Source organism: Jiangella mangrovi, assembly GCF_014204975.1.
Classification (GTDB): domain Bacteria; phylum Actinomycetota; class Actinomycetes; order Jiangellales; family Jiangellaceae; genus Jiangella; species Jiangella mangrovi.
Genome location: NZ_JACHMM010000001.1, coordinates 4,013,942 through 4,034,293, shown reverse-complemented (window position 1 = coordinate 4,034,293; position 20,352 = coordinate 4,013,942). Strand labels below are relative to the sequence as shown.

General features: G+C 72.9%; 17 protein-coding genes. 7 read left to right on the top strand and 10 right to left on the bottom strand.

Annotated features, from left to right (window positions below; all coding sequences use genetic code 11):
* Positions 1 to 47: 47 nt before the first annotated feature.
* Positions 48 to 2,261: an MMPL family transporter gene (locus tag HD601_RS18680; RefSeq protein ID WP_184824361.1), complete on the top strand. Its 2,214-nt coding sequence runs from the start codon at positions 48 to 50 to the stop codon at positions 2,259 to 2,261.
* A gap of 32 nt (positions 2,262 to 2,293) precedes the next feature.
* On the opposite strand, the gene HD601_RS18675 is transcribed toward HD601_RS18680, so the two are convergent.
* On the bottom strand, positions 2,294 to 2,998 hold the full coding sequence (locus HD601_RS18675; RefSeq protein ID WP_184824359.1) for a class E sortase: 705 nt from the start codon (positions 2,996 to 2,998) through the stop codon (positions 2,294 to 2,296).
* Positions 2,999 to 3,037: 39 nt separating this feature from the next.
* Here HD601_RS18675 and HD601_RS18670 point away from each other — a divergent pair, with 39 nt between their 5' ends.
* The 4 genes from HD601_RS18670 to HD601_RS18655 all read left to right on the top strand — a co-directional run bounded on the left by HD601_RS18670 (position 3,038) and on the right by HD601_RS18655 (position 6,830).
* Complete coding sequence (locus HD601_RS18670) at positions 3,038 to 3,715, top strand: GPP34 family phosphoprotein (RefSeq protein WP_184824357.1); 678 nt, start codon at positions 3,038 to 3,040, stop codon at positions 3,713 to 3,715.
* 29 nt (positions 3,716 to 3,744) lie between these two features.
* A complete protein-coding gene (locus tag HD601_RS18665) occupies positions 3,745 to 4,851 on the top strand; it encodes a M24 family metallopeptidase (protein WP_184824355.1) in 1,107 nt (368 codons plus the stop codon).
* Positions 4,852 to 4,929: 78 nt separating this feature from the next.
* Positions 4,930 to 5,211 (top strand): hypothetical protein, encoded by a 282-nt coding sequence (locus tag HD601_RS18660; protein ID WP_184824353.1) that lies wholly within the window; start codon positions 4,930 to 4,932, stop codon positions 5,209 to 5,211.
* A complete protein-coding gene (locus HD601_RS18655) occupies positions 5,208 to 6,830 on the top strand; it encodes an amidase family protein (RefSeq protein ID WP_221441095.1) in 1,623 nt (540 codons plus the stop codon). The genes HD601_RS18660 and HD601_RS18655 overlap by 4 nt, the downstream gene beginning before the upstream one ends.
* Positions 6,831 to 7,258: 428 nt before the next feature.
* Here the strand turns inward: HD601_RS18655 and HD601_RS18650 are convergent, their stop codons facing one another.
* From HD601_RS18650 to HD601_RS18640, 3 genes are all read right to left on the bottom strand, one after another.
* Positions 7,259 to 8,611, bottom strand: a complete 1,353-nt coding sequence (locus HD601_RS18650) for an FAD-binding oxidoreductase (protein ID WP_184830035.1) — start codon at positions 8,609 to 8,611, stop codon at positions 7,259 to 7,261.
* A gap of 91 nt (positions 8,612 to 8,702) precedes the next feature.
* On the bottom strand, positions 8,703 to 9,740 hold the full coding sequence (locus HD601_RS18645; RefSeq protein WP_184824351.1) for an aminotransferase class V-fold PLP-dependent enzyme: 1,038 nt from the start codon (positions 9,738 to 9,740) through the stop codon (positions 8,703 to 8,705).
* A 25-nt stretch (positions 9,741 to 9,765) separates the two neighbouring features.
* Positions 9,766 to 10,998, bottom strand: a complete 1,233-nt coding sequence (locus HD601_RS18640) for a metallopeptidase domain-containing protein (protein ID WP_184824349.1) — start codon at positions 10,996 to 10,998, stop codon at positions 9,766 to 9,768.
* A 118-nt stretch (positions 10,999 to 11,116) separates the two neighbouring features.
* On the opposite strand from HD601_RS18640, the gene HD601_RS35855 reads away from it, so the two are divergent.
* Positions 11,117 to 11,557, top strand: a complete 441-nt coding sequence (locus HD601_RS35855) for an AsnC family transcriptional regulator (RefSeq protein WP_184824347.1) — start codon at positions 11,117 to 11,119, stop codon at positions 11,555 to 11,557.
* 161 nt (positions 11,558 to 11,718) lie between these two features.
* Here HD601_RS35855 and HD601_RS18630 read toward each other — a convergent pair whose 3' ends face one another.
* From HD601_RS18630 to HD601_RS18610, 5 genes are all read right to left on the bottom strand, one after another.
* Positions 11,719 to 12,894, bottom strand: a complete 1,176-nt coding sequence (locus tag HD601_RS18630) for an acyl-CoA dehydrogenase family protein (protein ID WP_184824345.1) — start codon at positions 12,892 to 12,894, stop codon at positions 11,719 to 11,721.
* A 1-nt stretch (position 12,895) separates the two neighbouring features.
* Complete coding sequence (locus tag HD601_RS18625; RefSeq protein WP_184824342.1) at positions 12,896 to 15,043, bottom strand: thiamine pyrophosphate-dependent enzyme; 2,148 nt, start codon at positions 15,041 to 15,043, stop codon at positions 12,896 to 12,898.
* Positions 15,040 to 16,596, bottom strand: a complete 1,557-nt coding sequence (locus HD601_RS18620; protein WP_184824339.1) for an aldehyde dehydrogenase family protein — start codon at positions 16,594 to 16,596, stop codon at positions 15,040 to 15,042. The genes HD601_RS18625 and HD601_RS18620 overlap by 4 nt, the downstream gene beginning before the upstream one ends.
* A gap of 21 nt (positions 16,597 to 16,617) precedes the next feature.
* The gene (gene lat, locus HD601_RS18615; RefSeq protein WP_221441094.1) at positions 16,618 to 17,958 is read right to left on the bottom strand and encodes an L-lysine 6-transaminase; all 1,341 of its coding nucleotides are present in this window, start codon (positions 17,956 to 17,958) and stop codon (positions 16,618 to 16,620) included.
* 88 nt (positions 17,959 to 18,046) lie between these two features.
* Complete coding sequence (locus HD601_RS18610) at positions 18,047 to 18,583, bottom strand: GNAT family N-acetyltransferase (protein WP_184824335.1); 537 nt, start codon at positions 18,581 to 18,583, stop codon at positions 18,047 to 18,049.
* Positions 18,584 to 18,604: 21 nt separating this feature from the next.
* Here HD601_RS18610 and HD601_RS18605 point away from each other — a divergent pair, with 21 nt between their 5' ends.
* Positions 18,605 to 19,174 (top strand): helix-turn-helix domain-containing protein, encoded by a 570-nt coding sequence (locus tag HD601_RS18605; protein ID WP_184824333.1) that lies wholly within the window; start codon positions 18,605 to 18,607, stop codon positions 19,172 to 19,174.
* Between the two features lie 32 nt (positions 19,175 to 19,206).
* Here the strand turns inward: HD601_RS18605 and HD601_RS18600 are convergent, their stop codons facing one another.
* Positions 19,207 to 20,310, bottom strand: coding sequence for a winged helix DNA-binding domain-containing protein (locus HD601_RS18600; protein WP_184824331.1), 1,104 nt, complete (start codon positions 20,308 to 20,310; stop codon positions 19,207 to 19,209).
* Positions 20,311 to 20,352 lie beyond the last annotated feature (42 nt).

Here is a 20,352-nt window from a genome sequence, read left to right as displayed (position 1 = left end):
ACCTGGGTGCCGCTCCTACGTTCGCAAGGAGACGCCGGGGGGCCACGATGGCGGATTCGACGGGGCGGCACATCAGGGTGGAGCCGGCGAAGCCGGAGGAACCGGGGGAGCCGGCGCTGGAGTCGGGGGCGTTGGAGCGCCTGGGCCGCAGCTGCGCCCGTCACCACTGGGTCGTCATCGCGGTCTGGCTGGTCGTGCTGGTCGGCACCGTCGCCGCCGACCGGATCTGGGGCGGCGTCTACAGCGACGACTTCACCCTGCCGGACACCGAGTCCGGGCAGGGCAGCGACCTGCTCGTCGACCACGGCGTCACCGCGAGCTCGTACTCCGCGCGCCTGGTGTTCACCGACGACGCCGGCCTGACGTCGCAGCCGGAGGACATCCAGCGGGCGGTCACCGACGTCGAGTCCGTCGACCACGTCCTCACCGTGTCGGACCTGGTCACGGCCCCGGACGGCACCGTCGGTTACGTCACCGTCCAGTTCGACGGCAACCCCGGCGCGTTCGGGGACGATTTCGTCGACGCCATGGACACCGCGACGGACCCGGCCCGCGCCGCCGGCGTGGACGTCGACTACACCGGCGCGCTGGGCCAGGCGGCCGAGCCGGCGCCGAACGACCGGCTGTCCGAGTCGATCGGGATCGGGGTCGCGATCGTCGTGCTGCTGGTCGCGTTCGGCAGCGTGGCCGCCGCGCTGCTGCCGATCGCCTCGTCGGTCGTCGGGGTGCTGACGGCGCTGAGCGTGCTCGGGCTGATCGCGGCCGGGGTCGACTTCGGGACGGCGTCGCCGACGCTGGCCGTCATGCTCGGGCTGGGCGTCGGGATCGACTACGCGCTGTTCCTGACGACGCGGCACCGGCAGCGATTGATCGACGGCACCGACCCGGTGACGGCGGCCGGCCAGACGGTCGGCAGCAGCGGCCGGTCGGTGCTGATCGCGGCGTCGACGGTGGTGATCGCGCTGTCCGGGCTGTGGGCGACGCGGATCGGCTTCATCGGCAAGCTCGGGCTGGCCGCCGCGGTCGCCGTCGTCGTCGCCGGAATCGCCGCCGTCACCCTGGTGCCGGCGCTGCTCGGCGCGCTGGGACGGCGGATCGACAAGCTGAGGGTGCGCACGCCGGTCGCGGAGGAGTCCGGCGACGGCTCCGCGTCGACCTGGCGGCGCTACGCGCTCGCGCTGGACCGGCACCCGTGGCGCTACCTGCTCCTCGGTGTCGGGATCGCCTGCGTACTGGCCATCCCGACGCTGTCGATGCAGCTCGGGCACGTCGACGACGGCGCCTCGGCCGAGGGGAGCACCACGCGCGAGGCCTACGACGCCATCGCGTCCGGCTTCGGGGCGGGCGTCAACGGCCAGTTCACCGTCGTCGCGGAGGTCGGCTCCGGCGACGACCCGACGACGATCGCGGCGGACCTGTCGTCGGCGATCAGCGACACCGACGGTGTGGCCTCGGTCAGCGACTTCACGCCCAGCCAGGACGGCGATCTCATCGTGTCGACGGTGACGCCCACCACCCGCCCGCAGGACGAGGCCACCGACGACCTGCTGCACACCTTGCGCGACGACACCATCGCCCCGGTGCTGGCCGGCACGACCACGACGTCGTACGTCACCGGGATGACGGCGGCCCAGCTGGACTTCCGCGACCTGGTGGCCGAGCGGCTGCCCGAGATCATCGCGATCGTGGTGCTGGCGGCGTTCGTCGTGCTGCTGCTCTCGTTCCGCAGCCCGGTGCTCGCGCTCAAGGCCGCCCTGCTCAACCTGCTCTCCATCGCCGCCGCCTACGGCGTGGTCGTCGCCGTCTTCCAGTGGGGCTGGGGCTCGTCCTGGCTCGGCGTCGACCAGGAGGTGCCGATCGAGTCGTACGTGCCGATGATCATGTTCGCGATCGTGTTCGGCCTCTCGATGGACTACGAGGTCTTCCTGCTGTCGCGGGTCCGGGAGGCCTGGCTGAAGACGCGCGAGAACCACGGCAGCGTCACGACCGGCCTCGCGGTGACGGCGCGCGTCATCACGTCGGCCGCGCTGATCATGATGTGCGTGTTCTTCGCCTTCGTGGTGTCCGACGACGTGGTCATCAAGATGCTGGCGGTCGGGCTCGGCTTCAGTGTCCTCATCGACGCGACGATCATCCGGCTGCTGGTGGTGCCGTCGGCGATGTTCCTGCTGGGGGACCGGTGCTGGTGGCTGCCGCACTGGCTGGACCGCCTGCTGCCGCACCTCGAGCCCGAGCCCGAGGTCACCCCGTCGGGCCGCTGAACAGGGTGCGCGCCGGCGGTGCGGGAGGCGGGTCAGCCGGTCGGGCCGCTGACCAGGGTGCCGGTGGCGTACATGCGGTGTGACGAGCCGAACCGCGGCCAGCAGGTGGTCAGCGTGATGCGCCGCTCCGTCGGCTCGGTGTCGCTCGGCTCGCCGGGGACGGGGTCGACCACCCAGACGTCGTTGATGTCGATCTTGTTGCCGTCGCTGTCGCCGTCGGGGGCGGAGTCGAGCTGGTAGACGTAGGTGCCGTCGGCCATCTCGAGCTCGATGGTGTCGCCCACCCGCAGGTCCGGGAAGTCGGCGAACGGGGACAGGTGGCCCGAGCGGTGCGCGGCGATGCCGACGTTGCCCACCTCGCCGGGGTTGGCGGTGCCGGGGTAGTGGCCGGGCCCGCGGGCGAGGTCGTCGGCGAGGACGCCCTGGACGACGGTGAACTCCCAGTCGTCGCCGAAGCGGGGGATGCGCAGGACGCCGTACGCGTCGCCGTCGGCCAGTTCGTCGGGGTCGGGCGGCGGCGTGCCGGGGTCGAGCTGGCCCCACTGCTGGCCCAGCTCGTCCTCGAGCGCGTCCTGCGCCTGGGCGGTCTGGATGCCGGTGCCCCAGATGACGTAGACGACGAAGAGCAGGACGAGGACGCCGGCGGTGAGGAGGATCTCGCCGATGCCGCCGATGACGACGGCCCAAGCACTGCGGCGCGGCCTGGTGCTGACGCGCTGCTGCGCGTGTCGTGGCATACCCACGACCCTAATAGGAACGCGGCTAGAGTCGAGAGCGTGCTGATCGCCGAGGACCTCCTGCTGCTGAGTTATGACGACGAATCGGGCAAAGCGACCTTCGACGGCACACGCCTCGAGTACTCGCTCGCCGGCGCTCTGCTGCTCGAACTGTCCATGCTCGGGAAGGTCGACGTGGCCGGCGAGGGCGAGGCGGTCAAGCGCGACCGCCTGGTCGTGCGCGACGCGAGCCCCGTCGGCGACGACGTCCTCGACCACGCGCTGACCGAGCTGTCCGACGACGAGGGCAAGAAGCCGAAGAACGTGCTCGGCCAGCTGCGCAAGGGCACGCGCGACCGGCTGCTGCGCCGTCTGGCCGACCGCGGGCTACTGCGCGAGGAGGAGGGCAGGGTGCTCGGCATCTTCCCGACCACCCGCTGGCCGGCCGCCGACGCCACGCACGAGGCCGGAGTCCGTCAGCGGCTGCACGACGTGCTGGTCACCGGGCTCGAGCCCGACCCGCGTACGGCGGCGCTGGTGTCGCTGCTGCTCGCCGTCGACGGCGTCAACAAGGTCGTGCCGTCCGACGACCGGCGGGCCGTCAAACGGCGCGCCAAGGAGATCTCCGAGGGCGCCTGGGCGGCCGACGCGGTCAAGCGGGCGGTCCAGGAGGTGCAGGCCGCGGTGACGGCGGCCATCGTCGGTGCCAGCACCGCGGCGGCCGCCGGCGGGAGCTGAGCGGGGCGCCGGTCGATAGGGTGCGAGGCGTGACCGCCGACCTCGACGACCGCCTCGTCCGCGCCCGTGCCGCCGCTGCCGCCGCGGGCCTCGACGCCCTGCTCATCACGCCCGGCGCGGGCCTGCGCTACCTCACCGGCTACGACGCGAAGCCGCTCGAGCGGCTCACCTGCCTGGTGCTGCCGGCCGACGGGACGGCGTCACTGGTGGTGCCCGGGCTGGAGGAGCCGGCCGCCGTCGCGTCCGGCGCCGGGAAGCTGGCCCTCGACATCCTGCCGTGGGACGAGACGGACGACGCCGTCGCCCTCGCCGCCGCGCTGCTGCCGGACGCCCGACGGGTCGGGCTCGACGACCAGATGTGGGCCGAGAAGGCGCTGCGGTTCCGCGCCGCCATGCCCGGCGTCCAGCAGGTGGCCGCGGGTGCGGTGCTGGCCGAGCTGCGCATGCGCAAGTCCGCGGCCGAGGTCGAGGCGCTGCGCGAGGCCGGCGCCGCCATCGACCGCGTGCACGCCCGGGTCGGCGAGTGGCTCCGGGCCGGCCGCACCGAGGCCGAGGTGGGCCGCGACATCGCCGCCGCCATCCTGGCCGAGGGCCACGTCACGGCCGACTTCGTCATCGTCGCCTCCGGCCCGAACAGCGCCAGCCCGCACCACGAGACCAGCGGCCGGGTCATCGCGGCCGGCGACCCCGTGGTCGTCGACATCGGCGGCACGACGGAGGCCGGCTATTGCTCGGACTCCACCCGCACGTACGCCGTCGGCGACCCGGGCGCTGAGTACCGGGCGGCCTACGACGCGTTGCAGGCGGCGCAGGCGGCGGCAGTCGCGCACGTCCGGCCCGGGGTGACGGCGGAGTCGGTCGACGCCGCCGCGCGCTCCGTCCTGACCGAGGCCGGGCTGGGCGAGGCCTTCATCCACCGCACCGGCCACGGCATCGGCATGGAGACGCACGAGGAGCCGTACATCGTCGCCGGCAACACGCTGGCCCTGGAGCCGGGCATGGCGTTCTCCGTGGAGCCGGGGTTCTATCTGGCCGGGCGGTACGGCGCGCGCATCGAGGACATCGTGGTGGCGACGGCCGACGGGGTCGAGGCGCTGAACCGGCGCCCGCGCGACCTCGTGATCCTTGATACGTGACGTTGCCGACATAGCGCCGAAACCGTTCCGCACGAGAGTGTTCGGGCACCCCCGTCCGTCCCACCCTCGAGGAGCGACATGGCGCCCACCCCACCCACCGACGCCGAGCTCGACATCATGATCCGGGCCCGGCTCGCGGCCGTCGGCATCGACCTCGGCCAATTGCCGCCCGGCACGGCCGACGACCCCGAGACCGGCGCGCCCGGCCAGGCCGCCGTCCTGTCGTCGCTGCGCTCGTTCGTCCGGTCCTCGCTGGCCGAGATCAGCGCCTGGGTGCCGCCGGCGCCCAGCGTCGAGGTGTCGCAGCAGGCCGCCCCGATGCTGTATCCGTCCATCAGCACGGCGTGGAGGGAGTCGTGACGGGGCCGCAGGACGTCCACGTCGACCGGCGCTCGTTCCTGGCCCGCATGGCGGTGCTCGGGGCCGGCGCGGCGGTGGCCGGCGCCGTCGGGCTGCCGCAGGTCGCGTTCGCGGGCCCGGTCGGCCCCGTCGCCACCCGGTCGGGGTCGAGCCCGCACCCGGACGCCTACACCGAGCCGCGGCCCGAGGCGCTCGCCGACCTCACCGAGCTGACCATCGCCGAGGCCGCCTGGCTGATCCGGGAGGGCCGGCTGCGGCCGGAGGCGCTGGTCGAGGCGCACCTGGACCGCATCGCCGCGTTCGACGGCACCTACCAGGCGTTCAACCTGGTGCTCACCGCCGAGGCGGCTGCTGCCGCCCGTGCGCTGCGGCGCGGCCGGTACCACGGCCCGCTGCACGGGATCCCGCTGGCGATCAAGGACAACTACTACACGGCCGGCGTGCCGACGACGGCGAACTCGTACGTCTTCGCCGACTTCGTGCCGCCGTTCGACGCGACGGCGGTGGCCCGGCTGACCGCGGCCGGCGGCATCGTCCTGGGCAAGACCCAGATGGGCCCGCTGGCGACCACCCGCGCGACCACGCCGGACGGAGTCGTGACCACGGTGAACGCGTGGACGCCGTCGAACCCGACGACCAACCCCGGCGGATCGTCGACGGGGACGGCGACGGCGGTGGCCGGGCGGCTGGCGACGTCGGGCATCGGCACGCAGACCGGCGGGTCGATCACGGCGCCGTCGAACGCGCAGAACCTCACCGGCCTCAAGCCGACCATGGGCCGCGCGTCGCTGTACGGGATCGTGCCGCTGACCTACTCGCGCGACCACCCGGGACCGCTGGCCAGGGACGCCAAGGACGCGGCGATCATGCTGCAGGCCATGGCCGGTGAGGACGTCAACGACCCCCGCACGCAGGGGCTGCCGCCGGTGCCGAACCTGGTCTCCGCGGCCACGCCGGTGTACCGGGGCTCGGGCTCGCGGGTGAGGCTGCGGTGGAAGACCCGGATCGGCGTCATCCCCGGGTTCCTGTCCGGGACCAGCCCGACGGCGGCCGCGCGGCGGGCGTTCCTCGACACCCTGGCCGGCATCGAGGGCTGTTCCGTGGTGGACGTGACGCTGCCCGACGAGTGGGACGTGCTGACCGGCCGGTTCAACGACGTCCGGCTGCCGGAGCGGGCCGAGCCGTTCGTCCCGTACCTGCGCCAGGACCTCAAGCTGTTCGGGGTGTCGCTGACCAGCTGGCTGCAGGGCGCGCTGATGGGCGCCGACGAGTACGTGACCGGCCAGCGGGCCAAACTGGTGCTGCTGGAGCGGGTGCTCGACGACCTGTTCTCGCAGTGCGACGTCGTGGTGCAGACGTCGCCGGTGCCGTTCGACATCATCGGGCTGCCGGAGCTGGCGCTGCCGATCGGGTTCTCCGGGGGCATTCCGATCGGCACCATCCTGGGCGGCCGGCCGTACGCCGAGGACCGGCTGCTGTCCGTGGCGGCGGCCTACCAGGCACTGACCGACTGGCACTGGCAGCGTCCGCCCGACCCGGCGGCGGCCGGCTGGGCGCGATCGTTGGCGTCGGCCCGGCTCCGCCTCACTGCGGCTGAGGCGGCTGAACAGTCGGAGTGAGGTTTGCCGAGTTCGGCGGTGGCGTCCGAGCGTGGGTCGGGCCCACTGCTGTCTCGATTGTCGAGGGCGCGGCGGCGCGCCTCGAGTCTGCGCGCGCCGTGGTTGCGTCGCCGCTGTGGTGGGGGGCGCTGGACTTGACCCGCACCGCCGCGCCCTCGCCTTTCACAGCACCAGGGCCCTTCCCCCGGAATGGCCACGCCCTTCTTGCCGCTGGTGTGGGGTTGCGCTGGCCGCTAGCTGTTCTCGCGTGGTTTGGCCATTGGTCTCGCTGTGGTCCAGTTCCGCCGGCCGCTCGCTGTTGATCATGGAGAAGGTCGGCTTCCGAGGCCCGTTTGAGCCGACCTTCTCCATGATCATCAAGGATCCGACCCCCTATGGTGTGGTGAATCCTTGATGATCATGGAAAGCGGCCCCCGCAGGGCTGGTGATCAGGTCGCCGGCGGGATGTTGTGGGTGTACTGGAACAGGTTCTCGGGGTCCCAAGCCGTCTTGACCTGCTGCAGCCGCTGGTAGGCGGCAGGGGAGTAGGCGGCCTTCACCACCTCGGGCGTGGAGCCAGGCTCGAGGAAGTTGAGGAACCCGTGCGGCCGGGCGGCGTCGCCGAGGGCGGCGAAGCCGTGGTCGAGGCGCTCCTCGACGGTGGCCAGTTGCTCCGGTGTGGCGGCCATGGCGTGCGCCGCCGCGATGTACGGGGCGTCGCGGTGCGAGACGGGGCTGTCCTGCTCTTTGGCCGCGGCGCCGCCGAGGTGGCGGATCTCGATGCCCGGGACCGGCGAGCCCGGCTCGGTCAGCCCCACCAGCGCGCCGATGACGTCGTCGCTCAGTTCGCCCAGCGCGGTGCTGCGCCCGGCCGCCGGCATGGGGTCGGTGGGCTCGCTGCCCGAGAGCGCCGCCTCGAGGTACGTCATGGTGCGGAACATGTCGGCGATGGGCTCGCCGAGCGCGGAGCGCAGCGCGTCGAGCTCGGCGCCGTGGTCGGCGGCGATGGTGGCCCGCAGCATGACGACGTGCTGGCCGCGCAGCGGCTCGGGCACCGTCGGCGCCGGCGGGACCGTCATGACCATGGCCGCCGCGGAGACGTCGTCGGAGACCTGGCCAGTCCAGTCGGCCCAGGTGCGCAGCACCTCGGCGGCCCGCGCGCCGGGGTAGATCATGGTGCCGTTGTGGACGGCCGGCACGTGGTGCAGCCGCACCTCGAGCGCCGTCACCACGCCGAAGTTGCCGCCGCCGCCCTTGAGCGCCCACAGCAGGTCGGGGTTCTCGTCGGCGCTCGCCCGCACCAGCTCGCCGCCGGCGGTGACGACGTCGGCCGCCACGATGCTGTCGGCGGCGAAGCCGTGGCTGCGCAGCAGCAGGCCCAGGCCGGCGCCCATGGAGTAGCCGACGGCACCGACGGTGGGCGCCGTGCCGGACAGGCCGGCGAGCTGGTGCGGGGCGGTCGCCTCGAGGACCTCGCGCCAGCGGGTGCCGCCGACGATGCGGGCGACCTTGCGCTCGGCGTCGACCTCGACCCCCGTGAGCCGGGTGACGTTGACGACGACGCCGTCGTCGTTGCCGCGCACGGCGCCGTGGCCGGAGGACTGGACGGCGAACGGCAGGCCGCGCTCGCGGGCCAGCCGGACCGCCGCCTGGACGTCGGCCGGGGTCTCGGCCGCCACCACCACGCCGGGGTGCTGGTCGATGAGCAGGTTCCACGGCCGCCGGACGTCGTCGTAGCCGTCGTCTCCGGGCTTGTAGGCCCGGCCGGTCAGGGAGGTGCGGAAGCCGTCGAGGGTGTTCATGGGTACTCCATCCGGTGCTGTGTCTGCGGCACCCCGCCAGTCTGCCCGGCGGGACTGACACTGGGACGGATTGACGCCCGCGAATGTGACATCAGCTGGTCAGGGCCTCGACGGCGCGGTCGACGTCGTCCTCGGTGGAGTACAGGTGGAACGACGCGCGCAGCCGGCCGCCGCGCACCGCCGCCCGCACGCCGGCCGCCTCGAGCCGCTCCTGCGCGCCGGGCACGTCCACCGACACGATCGCGGAGTCGCCCGGCGCCAGCCCGAGCCCGTCGAGGAACCGGTTCGCCAGCCCCACGTTCCAGTCGTGCACCGCATCGACGCCCACCGATGCGAGCAGCTCCAGCGCCGGCGCGGCGCCGACCCAGGAGAACCACGCGGGCGACAGGTCCAGCCGTCGCGCGTCGGCGGCGAGGCGCAGCGGCGGCCCGTAGTACGAGCCGAACGGGTCCTCGCCCGCCCACCACCCGGCCTGCGACGGCACCACCCGCGACCGCAGCTGCGCCGTCGTGACCAGGAACGCCGTCCCACGCGGCGAGAGCTGCCACTTGTACCCGCCCGCGACCAGGGCGTCGAACCGCCGGGCGTCGACCGGCAGCCAGCCGACCGCCTGGGTCGCATCGACGACCGTCGATGCGCCTGCCTCACCTGCCGCGGCGACGACGGCGTCGACGTCGGCCACAGCGCCCGTGGCGGACTGCACGAGGCTGAACGCGACCACGTCGACGTCGGGCGTGACGGCGTCGGCGAGGGTCGCGGCGGGCGCCGTCCGCACCACCACACCGCGGTGCTGCTGGGCGAACCAGGGGAAGAGCAGCGAGGTGAAGTCCTCCTCGGGCGCCAGCACGACGGTCCCGTCCGGCACCGACGCGGCCAGCTGCCCGACCAGCTGCGACACCTGGGCGCCCGTCGTCACGTCGGCCTCGTCGGCGTGCACGAGCCGAGCGAACGCCGTCCGCGCCCGCGCTGTCGACTCGCCCCAGCCCTCCCACGACACCCGGCCGTGCCGCCACTCGTCGAGCGCGGCCTGCAGCGCCGCCCACGCGGTGGACGGCGGCAGGCCGTAGCTCGCGGTGTTCAGCCAGCCGGGGTCGGGGGAGAAGAGGGCGCGCGCCGCTGCCAGGTCCATCCGGTCATCGTGCCACCGGGCGGCCTCAGTCGCCGGGCCAGGTGACCGTAACGGTGTCGCTCAGGCCGGACTGGCGGACGATCTCGACGGTGATGCCCTCGGGCAGCGTGAGCGAGGTGACGCCGTCGAGCGAGAGCGTGGCGTGGTCCAGATCGGTGCACTGACGGGTGCTGCCGCCGGCGCCGGGGCTGGCGTCGACCACCCAGATCGGTGCCTGCGCCGACCGCTTCTGCGAGTCCACCGAGTACACCAGCGCCCCCGTGCTGCAGGCCTGGACGTCGTGCTCGAACCTCCGGCGGCTCTCGACGACGTACGCCGTCGTCTCGCTGGTCCGGATGACGACCGCCTTCGTGCCGTACGGGAACCGCTCGACCGCCGTGAGCCGGTGCTGGCTGACGCCCGGACCCGTCACGCAGTCGATCTGGTCGTCGTCGAGCCACCCCATCTTCCACTTGTGCCAGGCGAAGAAGTCCGGCGCGTGGCCGCCGATGTTGCCCATGAGGTCCCAGCCGCGGACCGCGCGGTGCTGGTCGCCCGGCTCGACGTAGAGGTCGGCCAGCCCGAAGATGTGGCCGGCCTCGTGGCTGAGCAGCTTGCTGCCCCAGCTGCGCATGTCCTGGCCGAACGTGACGCCGTGGCGCACCCAGGTGCCGTCGGCGATGATCTCGTCGCCCGGCCCCGACACGTAGCCCGGCGAGAAGCTGATGGCCGACGCGTTGCGCGGCGGCACGACGAGGACGACGTCGTACTGCGAGTAGTCGACCAGGTGGTCCGCGGCCTCGACGGCGTCGCGCACGTACTCGGTCTGGGTCGACAGCGTCATGGTGCGGGCGAAGCCGTAGGTGGTGCTGGCCTGCGGCATCCGGACCCACTGCCGGGTCGGCGTGACCTCGAAGTCGAGCCTCCCGTAGGACGAGCGCTCCAGCCACTCCGCGCCCGGGCGCAGGTAGTCGTAGTAGTAGCCGGTGTCGTCGTACGGCGCCGCGTTGGCCGAGGCGACCGCGTCGGGGAAGTCGACGAACAGCATGATCGCGCGGACCTGGCCAACGGGCGGGACGTAGCGCTCCCAGCGGGTCTCGTGGCCGCCGTCGCCCCACCAGTTCTTCCGGTCGGTGCCGCCGGGCTCGCCGGGGACGCCGGGCAGGGCGCACGCCTGGGCATGGTCGTGGTCGGGCGCGACGGTGTCGGCTTGCGCCGGGGTGGGGGCGATCAGGAGGGCGGTGAGGAGGGTGATCAGGGCGACGAGTCTGCGGCTCATGTCCGTGTCTGTAATGGATTGTTGTGGAATTGTCCATATGACATTGCACTATTCGGTCATGGAACGGGTGCCGCGCGCCGCGACGGTGTCCTGCCAGGGGCGACGCTAGAGTGCACCCGTGGAGGACATCGACAGGAAGATCGTGGCGTTGCTGATGCGGGACGGCCGGATGAGCTACACCGATCTCGGCAAGTCCACCGGCCTGTCCACGTCGGCCGTGCACCAGCGCGTCCGACGGCTCGAGGAGCGCGGCGTCATCCGCGGCTACTCGGTCGTCGTCGACCACGAGGCGGTGGGGCTCCCGCTGACGGCGTTCATCTCCATCAAGCCGATCGACCCGAGCCAGCCCGACGACTCACCGGACCGGCTGGCCGGCATCCCCGAGATCGAGGCCTGCTACTCCGTCGCCGGCGACGAGAACTACATCCTCAAGGTGCGGGTGGGGCGTCCCGCCGACCTCGAGGACCTGCTGGCCCGCATCCGGTCGTCGGCGAACGTCTCCACCCGCACCACCATCGTCCTGTCGACGGCCTACGAGAACCGCCCCATGACAGCCTGACGGCGGGGTGCGGGATGGCGGGTGGATGAGTGGCGCCCTGGCGCCACCAAACCGCCCGCCATCGAGGGGCGGCAAGGCCGCGGAGCGCCGACGCGGCCATGATCATCCAGGATTGGTGGGGCTATAGCGCCACTAATCCTGGATGATCATGAGGGACGGGGTCAGCTGAAGGCGCTGTGGCCGGTCAGGGCCTGGCCGATGACCAGCTGGTGCACCTCGCTGGTGCCCTCGTACGTCAGCACCGACTCGAGGTTGTTGGCGTGGCGCAGCACCGGGTACTCCAGCGTGATGCCGTTGGCACCCAGGATCGTCCGGCACTCGCGGGCGATCGCGAGCGCCTCGCGGACGTTGTTCAGCTTCCCGAGGCTCACCTGCTGCGGCGTCAGCGAACCCGAGTCCTTCAGCCGGCCGAGGTGCAGGGCCAGCAGGTAGCCCTTCTGCAGCTCCAGCGCCATGTCGGCGAGCTTGGCCTGGGTGAGCTGGAACGACGCGAGCGGCCGGTCGAACACTTCGCGGGTCCCGACGTACGACAGGGCCGCCGCCAGGCAGTCCCGCGCGGCGCCCAGCGCGCCGAACACGATGCCGAAGCGGGCCTCGTTCAGGCACGACAGCGGCCCCCGCAGCGAGGACACCTCGGGCAGGACGGCGTCGGCGGGCAGCCGGACTCCCTCCAGCACGAGCTCGCTCGTCACCGACGCCCGCAGCGACAGCTTGCGCCCGATCGAAGGTGCCGAGAACCCGGGCGTCCCCGCCGGCACCAGGAAGCCGCGCACGGCATCGTCGTCGACACAGCGCGCCCACACCACCGCGACGTCGGCGACCGAGCCGTTGGTGATCCACATCTTGGTGCCGTCGAGCACCCAGTCGTCGCCGTCGCGGCGGGCGCGGGTGCGCATGCCGCCCGGGTTGGAGCCGAAGTCGGGCTCGGTCAGCCCGAAGCACCCGATCAGCTCGCCGGACGCCATCCCCGGCAGCCACTGCTGCTTCTGCTCCTCGGAGCCGAACTTCCAGATCGCGAACATCGCCAGCGACCCCTGCACCGACACCAGCGAGCGGACGCCGGAGTCGCCGGCCTCCAGCTCCATGCAGGCGAGGCCGTACGAGACGGCGTTGGTGCCGGCGCAGCCGTAGCCGGTCAGGTGCATGCCGAGCAGCCCGAGCTTCCCGGCCTCGAGGGCCAGGTCGCGCACCGCGGACGGCGACAGCCCGGACTCGTACCAGTCCGCGATCGACGGGCGGACGCGGTCGTCGACGAAGTGGGCGACGGCGTCGCGCAGGTCGCGCTCCTCCTCGCTGAGCAGGTGCTCGGCGCTCAGCAGTTCCAGGGGCGAGGTCATGTCACTCCTTCTCGGCCAGCTCGACGGCGGCCCTCTCGATGTCCTGCTCGCCGAGCAGCACGTGGTTCGCGGCGCTGCCCAGCGGCACGAAGCTGTCGTGGCTGGCGACCCGGGCGATGCGGCCCTGGTAGCCGGCCTCGACCAGCGCGGTGATGACGCCCTCGCCGACCCCGCCGGAGTGGCGGGTCTCGTCGGCCACCAGCACTCTGCCGGTGAGGTTGGCCTCGCGGACGATGTCTTCGACCGGCAGCGGCGCCAGCCAGCGCAGGTCCAGCACCTGCGCCGCGATGTCCCGCTCGGCCAGCCGCTTCGCGACCCGCAGGCTCATCGGCACGCCGTTTCCGAAGGTGACGATGGTCAGGTCGGCACCCGCCCCGTACACACGCGCCCGGCCGATCGGCACATGCTCCCCACCGTCAACAGAGAGCCAGGCGCCGTCGCCGTCCCCATGCAGGTCACGGGTGTGGTAGAGCGCGATCGGCTCGAGGAACGCCGAGACGGTTCCATCGACCACAGCGGCCGCCAGACACGTCCGCAGCATGGCGGCGGCGTCGTCACCGCGCGACGGGCAGGCGACCACCAGGCCCGGGATGTCGCGCAGCACGGCGACGCCGTTGTCGTTGTGGAAGTGCCCGCCGAACCCGCGCTGGTAGGCCAGCCCGGCGATCCGCACGACCAGCGGGTTGCGGTACTGCCCGGTGGAGAAGAACGCCAGCGACGCCGCCTCGCCGCGCAGCTGGTCCTCGGCGTTGTGCAGGTAGGCGAGGTACTGGATCTCGGGGACGGGGAGCAGCCCGGCCAGGCCCGCGCCCAGCCCGAGGCCGAGGATCGACTGCTCGTCCAGCAGCGTGTCGAAGACCCGGGCCCGGCCGTGCTTGCGCGCCAGGCCGCGGGTGACGCCGTAGACGCCGCCCTTGCGCCCCACGTCCTCGCCGAAGACGACGACCCGGCGGTCACGCTCGAGCGCCGCCGACAGCGTGGCGTTGATCGACTCGGCCAGCGTCGCCGGCTCGCCGCCGCGCGATTCGTCATAGAGCGAACGGGCGGCGACGGCGACGGCGTCCGGTGTGCGCGGGGAGAGCGGGGCGACGATCTCGGGCGCGGACCCGAGGGTGCGGGCGCCCCGCAACGACGAGGCGACGGCGTCGACCTCGGCCCGCAGCTCGCGGTACCGGGTCAGCAGCTCGGCCGGCGTCGCGGCCCCCGCGGCGACCAGTGCGCGCGCCGTCCCCAGGATCGGGTCGCGGGCGTGGTCGGCCGCGATCTCGGTGGTCGTGCGGTAGCTGATCTCCGCGTCGCTGCCGGCGTGCCCGAGGTAGCGGACGGTCTGCAGGTGCAGGAACGCGGGCTTGCGCTCGGACCGGACGTAGCCCACCGCCCGCCGAGCCCCCGTGAGCGCCGTCAACGGGTCCGACCCGTCGACCCGCACGTAGGTGAGCCCCGGCCGCGACCCGTACGCCGTCTCGACCCAGCCGGCCGGCGTCGGGACCGAGATGCCGAGCCCGTTGTCCTCGCAGACGAACAGCACCGGCACCGGCAGCCCGCGGAACGCCGTGTTCAGGGCGGCGTTGATCGCCCCGACGGCGGTCGAGTGGTTGGCCGACGCGTCGCCGAACGAGCACGCGACGACGGCGTCGTCCGGCCAGGGCACGGACACGCCGAGCCGGTGCGCCCGGTGCAGCGCGATGGCCAGCCCGACCGCGCGCGGCAGATGCGAGGCGATGGTCGACGTCTGCGGGATGACCGACAGCGCCGCGTTCCCGAACACCTTGTGCCGCCCGCCGGCGATCGGCTCGTCGGCGGCGCCCATGAGGCTTTGCAGCACGTCGCGGACCGGCGTGCTGCCCGGCACCTGGGCCGCCCGGGCGGCGTAGAAGCCGCCCGAGCGGTAATGCAGCAGCGCCGGGTCGCTGGGCCGAAGCGCCGTCGCGACCAGCGCGTTCGCCTCGTGCCCCGCTGACCCGATGGTGTAGAAGCCGCGCCCCGCCGCCTGCAGCTCACGCGCGACGACGTCGAGGTGCCGGCTGGTCACCTGCGCGTCGAAGACGCCCTGCAGCACCCCGGCGGAACCGGCAGCCGACGCCGTCCCCGCGGGCAGCGCCGAGATCGCCGCAAGCAGCGACTCCTCGAGCGCGGCGGTGGTGCTCACGACTCGTCGAGCCGGAAGGCCAGATCCGCGTCGAGGTCGGCGACGTCCATCTGCGCCTTCTGCAGCCGCCCGGAGTAGTCCCAGTTGACCGACTGCCAGCGGGTGAACTGGTCGAGCACCCACATGCCGGACTGCCGCGACCCGTTGCCGGACTTGCCGTTGCCGCCGAACGGCAGGTGCGCCTCGGCGCCGGACGTGGAGTTGTTGATGCTCACCATGCCGGCGGAGATGCCGCGCCGGTACGCGAACGCGTCAGCCGGGTCGGTGGTGTAGATGCTGCTGGACAGGCCGTAGCCGGGCGCGTTGGCGAGGTCGATGGCCTCGTCGAGCGTCGAGTACGAGGTGACGCCGACGATGGGGCCGAACGTCTCCTGGTCGAACAGCTCGTCGCCGGGGCTGACGCCGTCGACGACCACCGGGTGGTAGAAGAGACCCTTCGCGGGGTCGCCGACGAAGCCGTCGCGCGGGTTGGCGCCGGTGATGCGGCCGGTGCGCCCGAGCACGGTGTGCTGCGGCTGGACCCAGCCGAGGAACTTCTCGTACCGCTCAGCGAACTTGGCGTCGAGCAGCGGGCCCATGAGGACGTCCTGCGTCGGGTCGCCGACGGCGGCGGCGTCGACCGCCGCGCCGTAGCGGCGGATGAACTCGTCGTGCAGCGACTCGTGCACGATGACCGTGCCCAGCGACGTGCAGCGCTGCCCGGCGGTGCCGAAGCCGGAGAACAGCGCGCCCTCGACGGCGAGGTCGAGGTCGGCGCTCGGAGCGATGACCAGCGGGTTCTTGCCGCCCAGCTCGAGGCAGGCGGTCTGCAGGTGCCGGCCCGTGAGCGCGCCGATCTCGCGGCCCACCTCGGACGAGCCGGTGAAGCCGACCTTGTCGATGTAGCCGAGCTCGAGCGACTCCTGCAGGCCGGCGTACGTCTCGGCGCCGTCGGCGTGCACCAGGTTGAACACGCCGTCGGGCAGCCCGCCGCCCTTGACGAACAGGTCGTGGAAGGCGTTGGAGACGACCGCGGAGTACTCGGCCGGCTTCCAGACGATGGTGTTGCCGGTGAGCAGCGCCGGGACGATGTACCAGGACGGCACCGCCACCGGGAAGTTGCCGGCGGTGATGACGGCGACCGTGCCGACCGGGTTGCGGAACGTGAACAGCTGCTTGTCGGGCATCTCGCTGGGCACCGTCTGGCCGTAGAGACGCCGGCCCTCGCCCAGGAAGAAGTCGCAGGTGTCGACGATCTCGCGGACCTCGCCGAGGGCCTCGGCGTACGGCTTGCCGATCTCGCGGGTCACCAGCCGGGCCAGCGACTCGGCGTTCTCCTCGACCACGCGGCCGATGTGGGCGATGGCCCGGCCGCGGACCGGCGCCGGGATGTCGGCCCACGCGCGCTGAGCATTGCGGGCGACGACGGCGGCGGCGGTGAAGATGCGTCCCGGCGCGAGGGCGACCTCGCCGACGACGTCGTCGAGGTCAGCCGGGTTGAGCGATTGCGCGATCGGCTGTGTCGAATCAAAGACGGCCTTGCCGTCGACGACGGAGGTGACGGTGCGGGTCACGGTGCTTGTGCTCCTCGGTGCTCAGACGCTGGCGAACTGACGGGCGACGGCGCGGCCGAGCGCCGCGACGGCGAGGTCGATCTCATCATCGGTCACCGACAGTGCGGGACGGAAGCGGATCGCGCGCCCGCCACAGGGAAGGGCGATGACCTGCTCGTTCTCGCGAAGGTCGGCCACGACGGCGTCGCGGGTGGCGCCGTCGGGCAGGTCGCAGGCGAGCATGAGGCCGCGGCCGCGCACGTTGCTGACGGCGCCGGTCTCGGTGGCGACGGCGCGCAGCCCGGCAAGGAACCGCTCGCCCTTGGGGCCGGCGGCCTCGATGAGCCCGTCCTTCTCGATGATCTCGAGCAGCCGGCGCGACCGGACCATGTCGGCGAGCCCGCCGCCCCACGTGGAGTTGATGCGGCCGGACACGGTGAAGACGTTGTCGGGGACCTCGTCGACCCGGCCGCCGGCCATGACGCCGCCGACCTGGGTCTTCTTCGAGAACGCGACGACGTCGGGCTTCAGGCCGAGCTGCTGGTACGCCCAGGCGGACCCCGTGGTGCCGGCGCCGGTCTGGACCTCGTCGACGATGAACAGGGCGTCGTGCTGGTGCACGAGGGCCTGCATGGCCTGCAGGAACTCGGGGCGCATGTGGTTGTCGCCGCCCTCGCCCTGGATGGGCTCGCAGATGAATGCGGCGATGTCGTGCGGGTGGGCCGCGAAGGCGGCGCGGGCCTGCTCGAGGGCGTGCTGTTCCGCCGCCTCGACCTCGGCCAGGTGGTCCTCGAGCGGGAACGTGATGGCCGGGACGTCGATGCGCGGCCAGTCGAACTGCGGGAACCGGGCGGTCTTGTTCGGCTCGGTGTTCGTCAGCGACATGGTGTAGCCGCTGCGGCCGTGGAAGGCGCGGGTGAGGTGCATGACGCGGGTGCCCAGGCGCGGGTCGCGGCCGTTCGCCTCGTTCTGCCGGCTCTTCCAGTCGAAGGCGACCTTGAGCGCGTTCTCGACGGCGAGCGCGCCGCCCTCGACGAAGAACAGGTGCGGCAGCCGCGGGTCGCCGAGCACCCGGACGAACGTCTCGGTGAACTCGGCGAGGTGGATCGAGTAGATGTCGGGGTTGGCCGGCTTGTTCGCGGCGACCCGGCCCAGCAGGTCCATGAACGCGATGTCGTCGACCAGGCCGGGCGGGTTGCAGCCCAGCGGCGCGGACGCGAAGAACGTGTACATGTCGAGGTAGCGCTTGCCGTCGCGCGCGTCGACCAGCCAGCTGCCCTGGCTCGCGTCGGTGTCGAGGACCAGCTTGAAGCCGTCGGTCAGCAGGTGCTTGCCCAGCACGGCGTGGACCTCGGCGGCGGTGATGGTGAGCTGTTCGGCCACGATCGGTGAACCTCCTCGAACCGGGTACGGTGACAGAAGACGTCCCTTGTGAGGCTCGCCTTGGCGTAATTCTTGCGTTGATTCGCCATCAGGGCAAGAAGACATCCCGCTGCAGCAGGGCGGTGTCGAGCCAGCGGCCGTGCTTGTGCCCGACGGCGCTCAGCCGCCCGGCCTCGGTGAAGCCGAGGGAGCGGTGCAGGGCCAGCGACCGGTTCGGCTCGGCCCCTTCGTCGACGACGACGGCGACCAGCTGCCGGACGGCGGTGCGTGCGCACGCGTCGAGGAGCGCCGTCATGAGGGCGCGGCCGAGGCCCCGGCCGGTGTGGGCGGGGGAGAGGTAGACGGTGTTCTCGGCGGTGTGCCGGTAGGCCGGCTTGGGCCGCCAGGGCGCGGCGTACGCGTAGCCGGCGACGGCGTCCGCGGCGGCGCCGTCGGTCGCGACCAGGAACGGCAGGCCGCGGTCGTCGAGGTCGCGCAGCTTTCGCGCCCAGTCGGCGGCCGACGGGGGAGTCTCCTCGAACGTGACGACGCTTGTCTCGACGTAGTGGGCGAAGATCGCGGCGACGGCCGGCAGGTCGGCCTCCGTTGCGGGGCGGATGCTCGACGGTTCGCTATAGCGAAGCATGCCTCATTATAGTGAGTCGTCATGGACCTCGAGGCGCTCGGCCGGCGCATCACCGACGCGCGGCTGCAGCGCCGCACGACCATGAAGGCCCTCGCCGAGAAGGCCGGCGTCAGCGCGAGCATGCTCTGGTCGGTCGAGCGCGGCCGCAAGGCGCCCACCGTCGTCGTGCTGGACCGGATCGCCCGGGCGCTGGGCACGCCGCTGGCCGCTCTGCTCGATCCCGGCGACGTGCCGCGGGTCATCGTGCGCCGGGCCGCGGACCAGGACGTCGCCGAGCCCCCGGACGGCTGGCGGCGCACGATCCTGACCCCGGTCGTGCCCGGGGTGAACTTCGAGTGGGTGCGGACCGAGCTCCCGCCGGGGGCGGCGCCGGGCGCCTACCCGCCCTACGCGGCCGGATCGCACGAGTACGTCGTCGTCGAGTCCGGCCGGCTGTCACTCACCCTGGGCGGCGACGACGGCGACACCCACGAACTGGCGGCTGGCGACTCGATCTACTTCGCCGCCGACGTCAGCCACGCGTACGCCAACCCGTGGGACGAGCCGTGCGCCTACCACGTCGCCGCGCTGATCATGCGTTCGCGCACCTGACGGGCTCGCGCCGCCGGCGGGCGAGGACATCCTCACTCCTCGGGCGGCAGCAGCCGCACGTCGGCGCCGTCGGCCGAACCGTCGAGCGCGAACGACAGCAGGTCGGCACCCTCGGTCCCGACGGCGTCCGCCTCGGCCGCCGTCAGCGGGCGGAAGGGCGTCACCGTCAGCACCGCGTCCTCGAGCCGCCACCAGCCCGCGACCTCGCCGTCGACCAGGAGGGCGTGCGGGACGACGCCGTTGCGGCGGTTCATGCGCTTGCGGCTGAGGTCGTCGATGACCCGGGTGCGGTCGGCGTGGGAGCGGAGCACGTTGTCGAAGTCGGGCAGGAAGCGGACCGGGGCGGGGGTGTCCGACGGCGGGCGCGGCGCGTCGGGGAGGTCGAACAGCTCGCGGCCGGTCTCGTCGCGGAACACCCGCAACCCCGGCCGAAGCTCGTCGACGACACCGCGGAGCCGGGTCAGGCCGCACCACGTCTGCACGTCCATGATCGACGCCGGGCCGAACGAGCCGAGGAACCTCAGCACGTACTCGGCCGGCGACGGCGCCGGGTCGAGCGGCCGCCCGAGCCAGGCCTCCACCGTCGTCAGCCGGGTCAGCCCGCTCTGCCCCCAGACCGCCCGCGGCGGCACCTGCACCAGCCCGAGCAGCGCCCGGGCCGCGTGCGCGAGGTGCGTCGCCCCCACATCGGGCCACGACGGCGAGAGCTCGGCGCCCAGCTCGGCCATGGTCCGCGGCTCTTCCTCCACGAGCACCCGGGCGGCGGCGGCCACCGCGTCGACGTCGACGCCGGCCAGCGCCTTGGCGTGCTCCGCGTTCACCCGCAGGTCCGCGACGTACAGGGGCTGGACCCAGGCCCGCACGCCCAGCGCGTCGGGCACCGAGAGCAGGTGGATGGTGCCCCGCTGCGCGGCGATGCGCACCACCGTCCGGTCGACCAGCAGCCGGGCGAGGTCGTCGGGCCGGAAACCGCGCAGCCGGGACCAGAGCTGGTAGTACGGCGAGAACGGCTGCTGGGCTTGCAGCCCGCCCAGGTGCTCGACGGTCTCGAGCACCTGGCGGTCGGCACGGTCCAGCAGCAGCTGCCGGGCCAGCGTGGCGCGGTTCAGCTCGCGCCGGGTCAGCACGTCGGGCATGCGCCCCACCCTCTCGCACCACACCGACAACGTCACCGTCGG

Bases quoted from the DNA above. Each gene is read 5' to 3' on its own strand.
- HD601_RS18680 (WP_184824361.1), top strand. From the start codon at position 48: ATGGCGGATTCGACGGGGCGGCACATCAGGGTGGAGCCGGCGAAGCCG.
- HD601_RS18660 (WP_184824353.1), top strand. From the start codon at position 4,930: ATGGCGCCCACCCCACCCACCGACGCCGAGCTCGACATCATGATCCGG.
- HD601_RS18610 (WP_184824335.1), bottom strand. From the start codon at position 18,583: ATGCTTCGCTATAGCGAACCGTCGAGCATCCGCCCCGCAACGGAGGCC.
- HD601_RS18675 (WP_184824359.1), bottom strand. From the start codon at position 2,998: ATGCCACGACACGCGCAGCAGCGCGTCAGCACCAGGCCGCGCCGCAGT.
- HD601_RS18605 (WP_184824333.1), top strand. From the start codon at position 18,605: ATGGACCTCGAGGCGCTCGGCCGGCGCATCACCGACGCGCGGCTGCAG.
- HD601_RS18645 (WP_184824351.1), bottom strand. From the start codon at position 9,740: ATGGACCTGGCAGCGGCGCGCGCCCTCTTCTCCCCCGACCCCGGCTGG.
- HD601_RS18600 (WP_184824331.1), bottom strand. From the start codon at position 20,310: ATGCCCGACGTGCTGACCCGGCGCGAGCTGAACCGCGCCACGCTGGCC.
- HD601_RS18650 (WP_184830035.1), bottom strand. From the start codon at position 8,611: ATGAACACCCTCGACGGCTTCCGCACCTCCCTGACCGGCCGGGCCTAC.
- HD601_RS18640 (WP_184824349.1), bottom strand. From the start codon at position 10,998: ATGAGCCGCAGACTCGTCGCCCTGATCACCCTCCTCACCGCCCTCCTG.
- HD601_RS18630 (WP_184824345.1), bottom strand. From the start codon at position 12,894: ATGACCTCGCCCCTGGAACTGCTGAGCGCCGAGCACCTGCTCAGCGAG.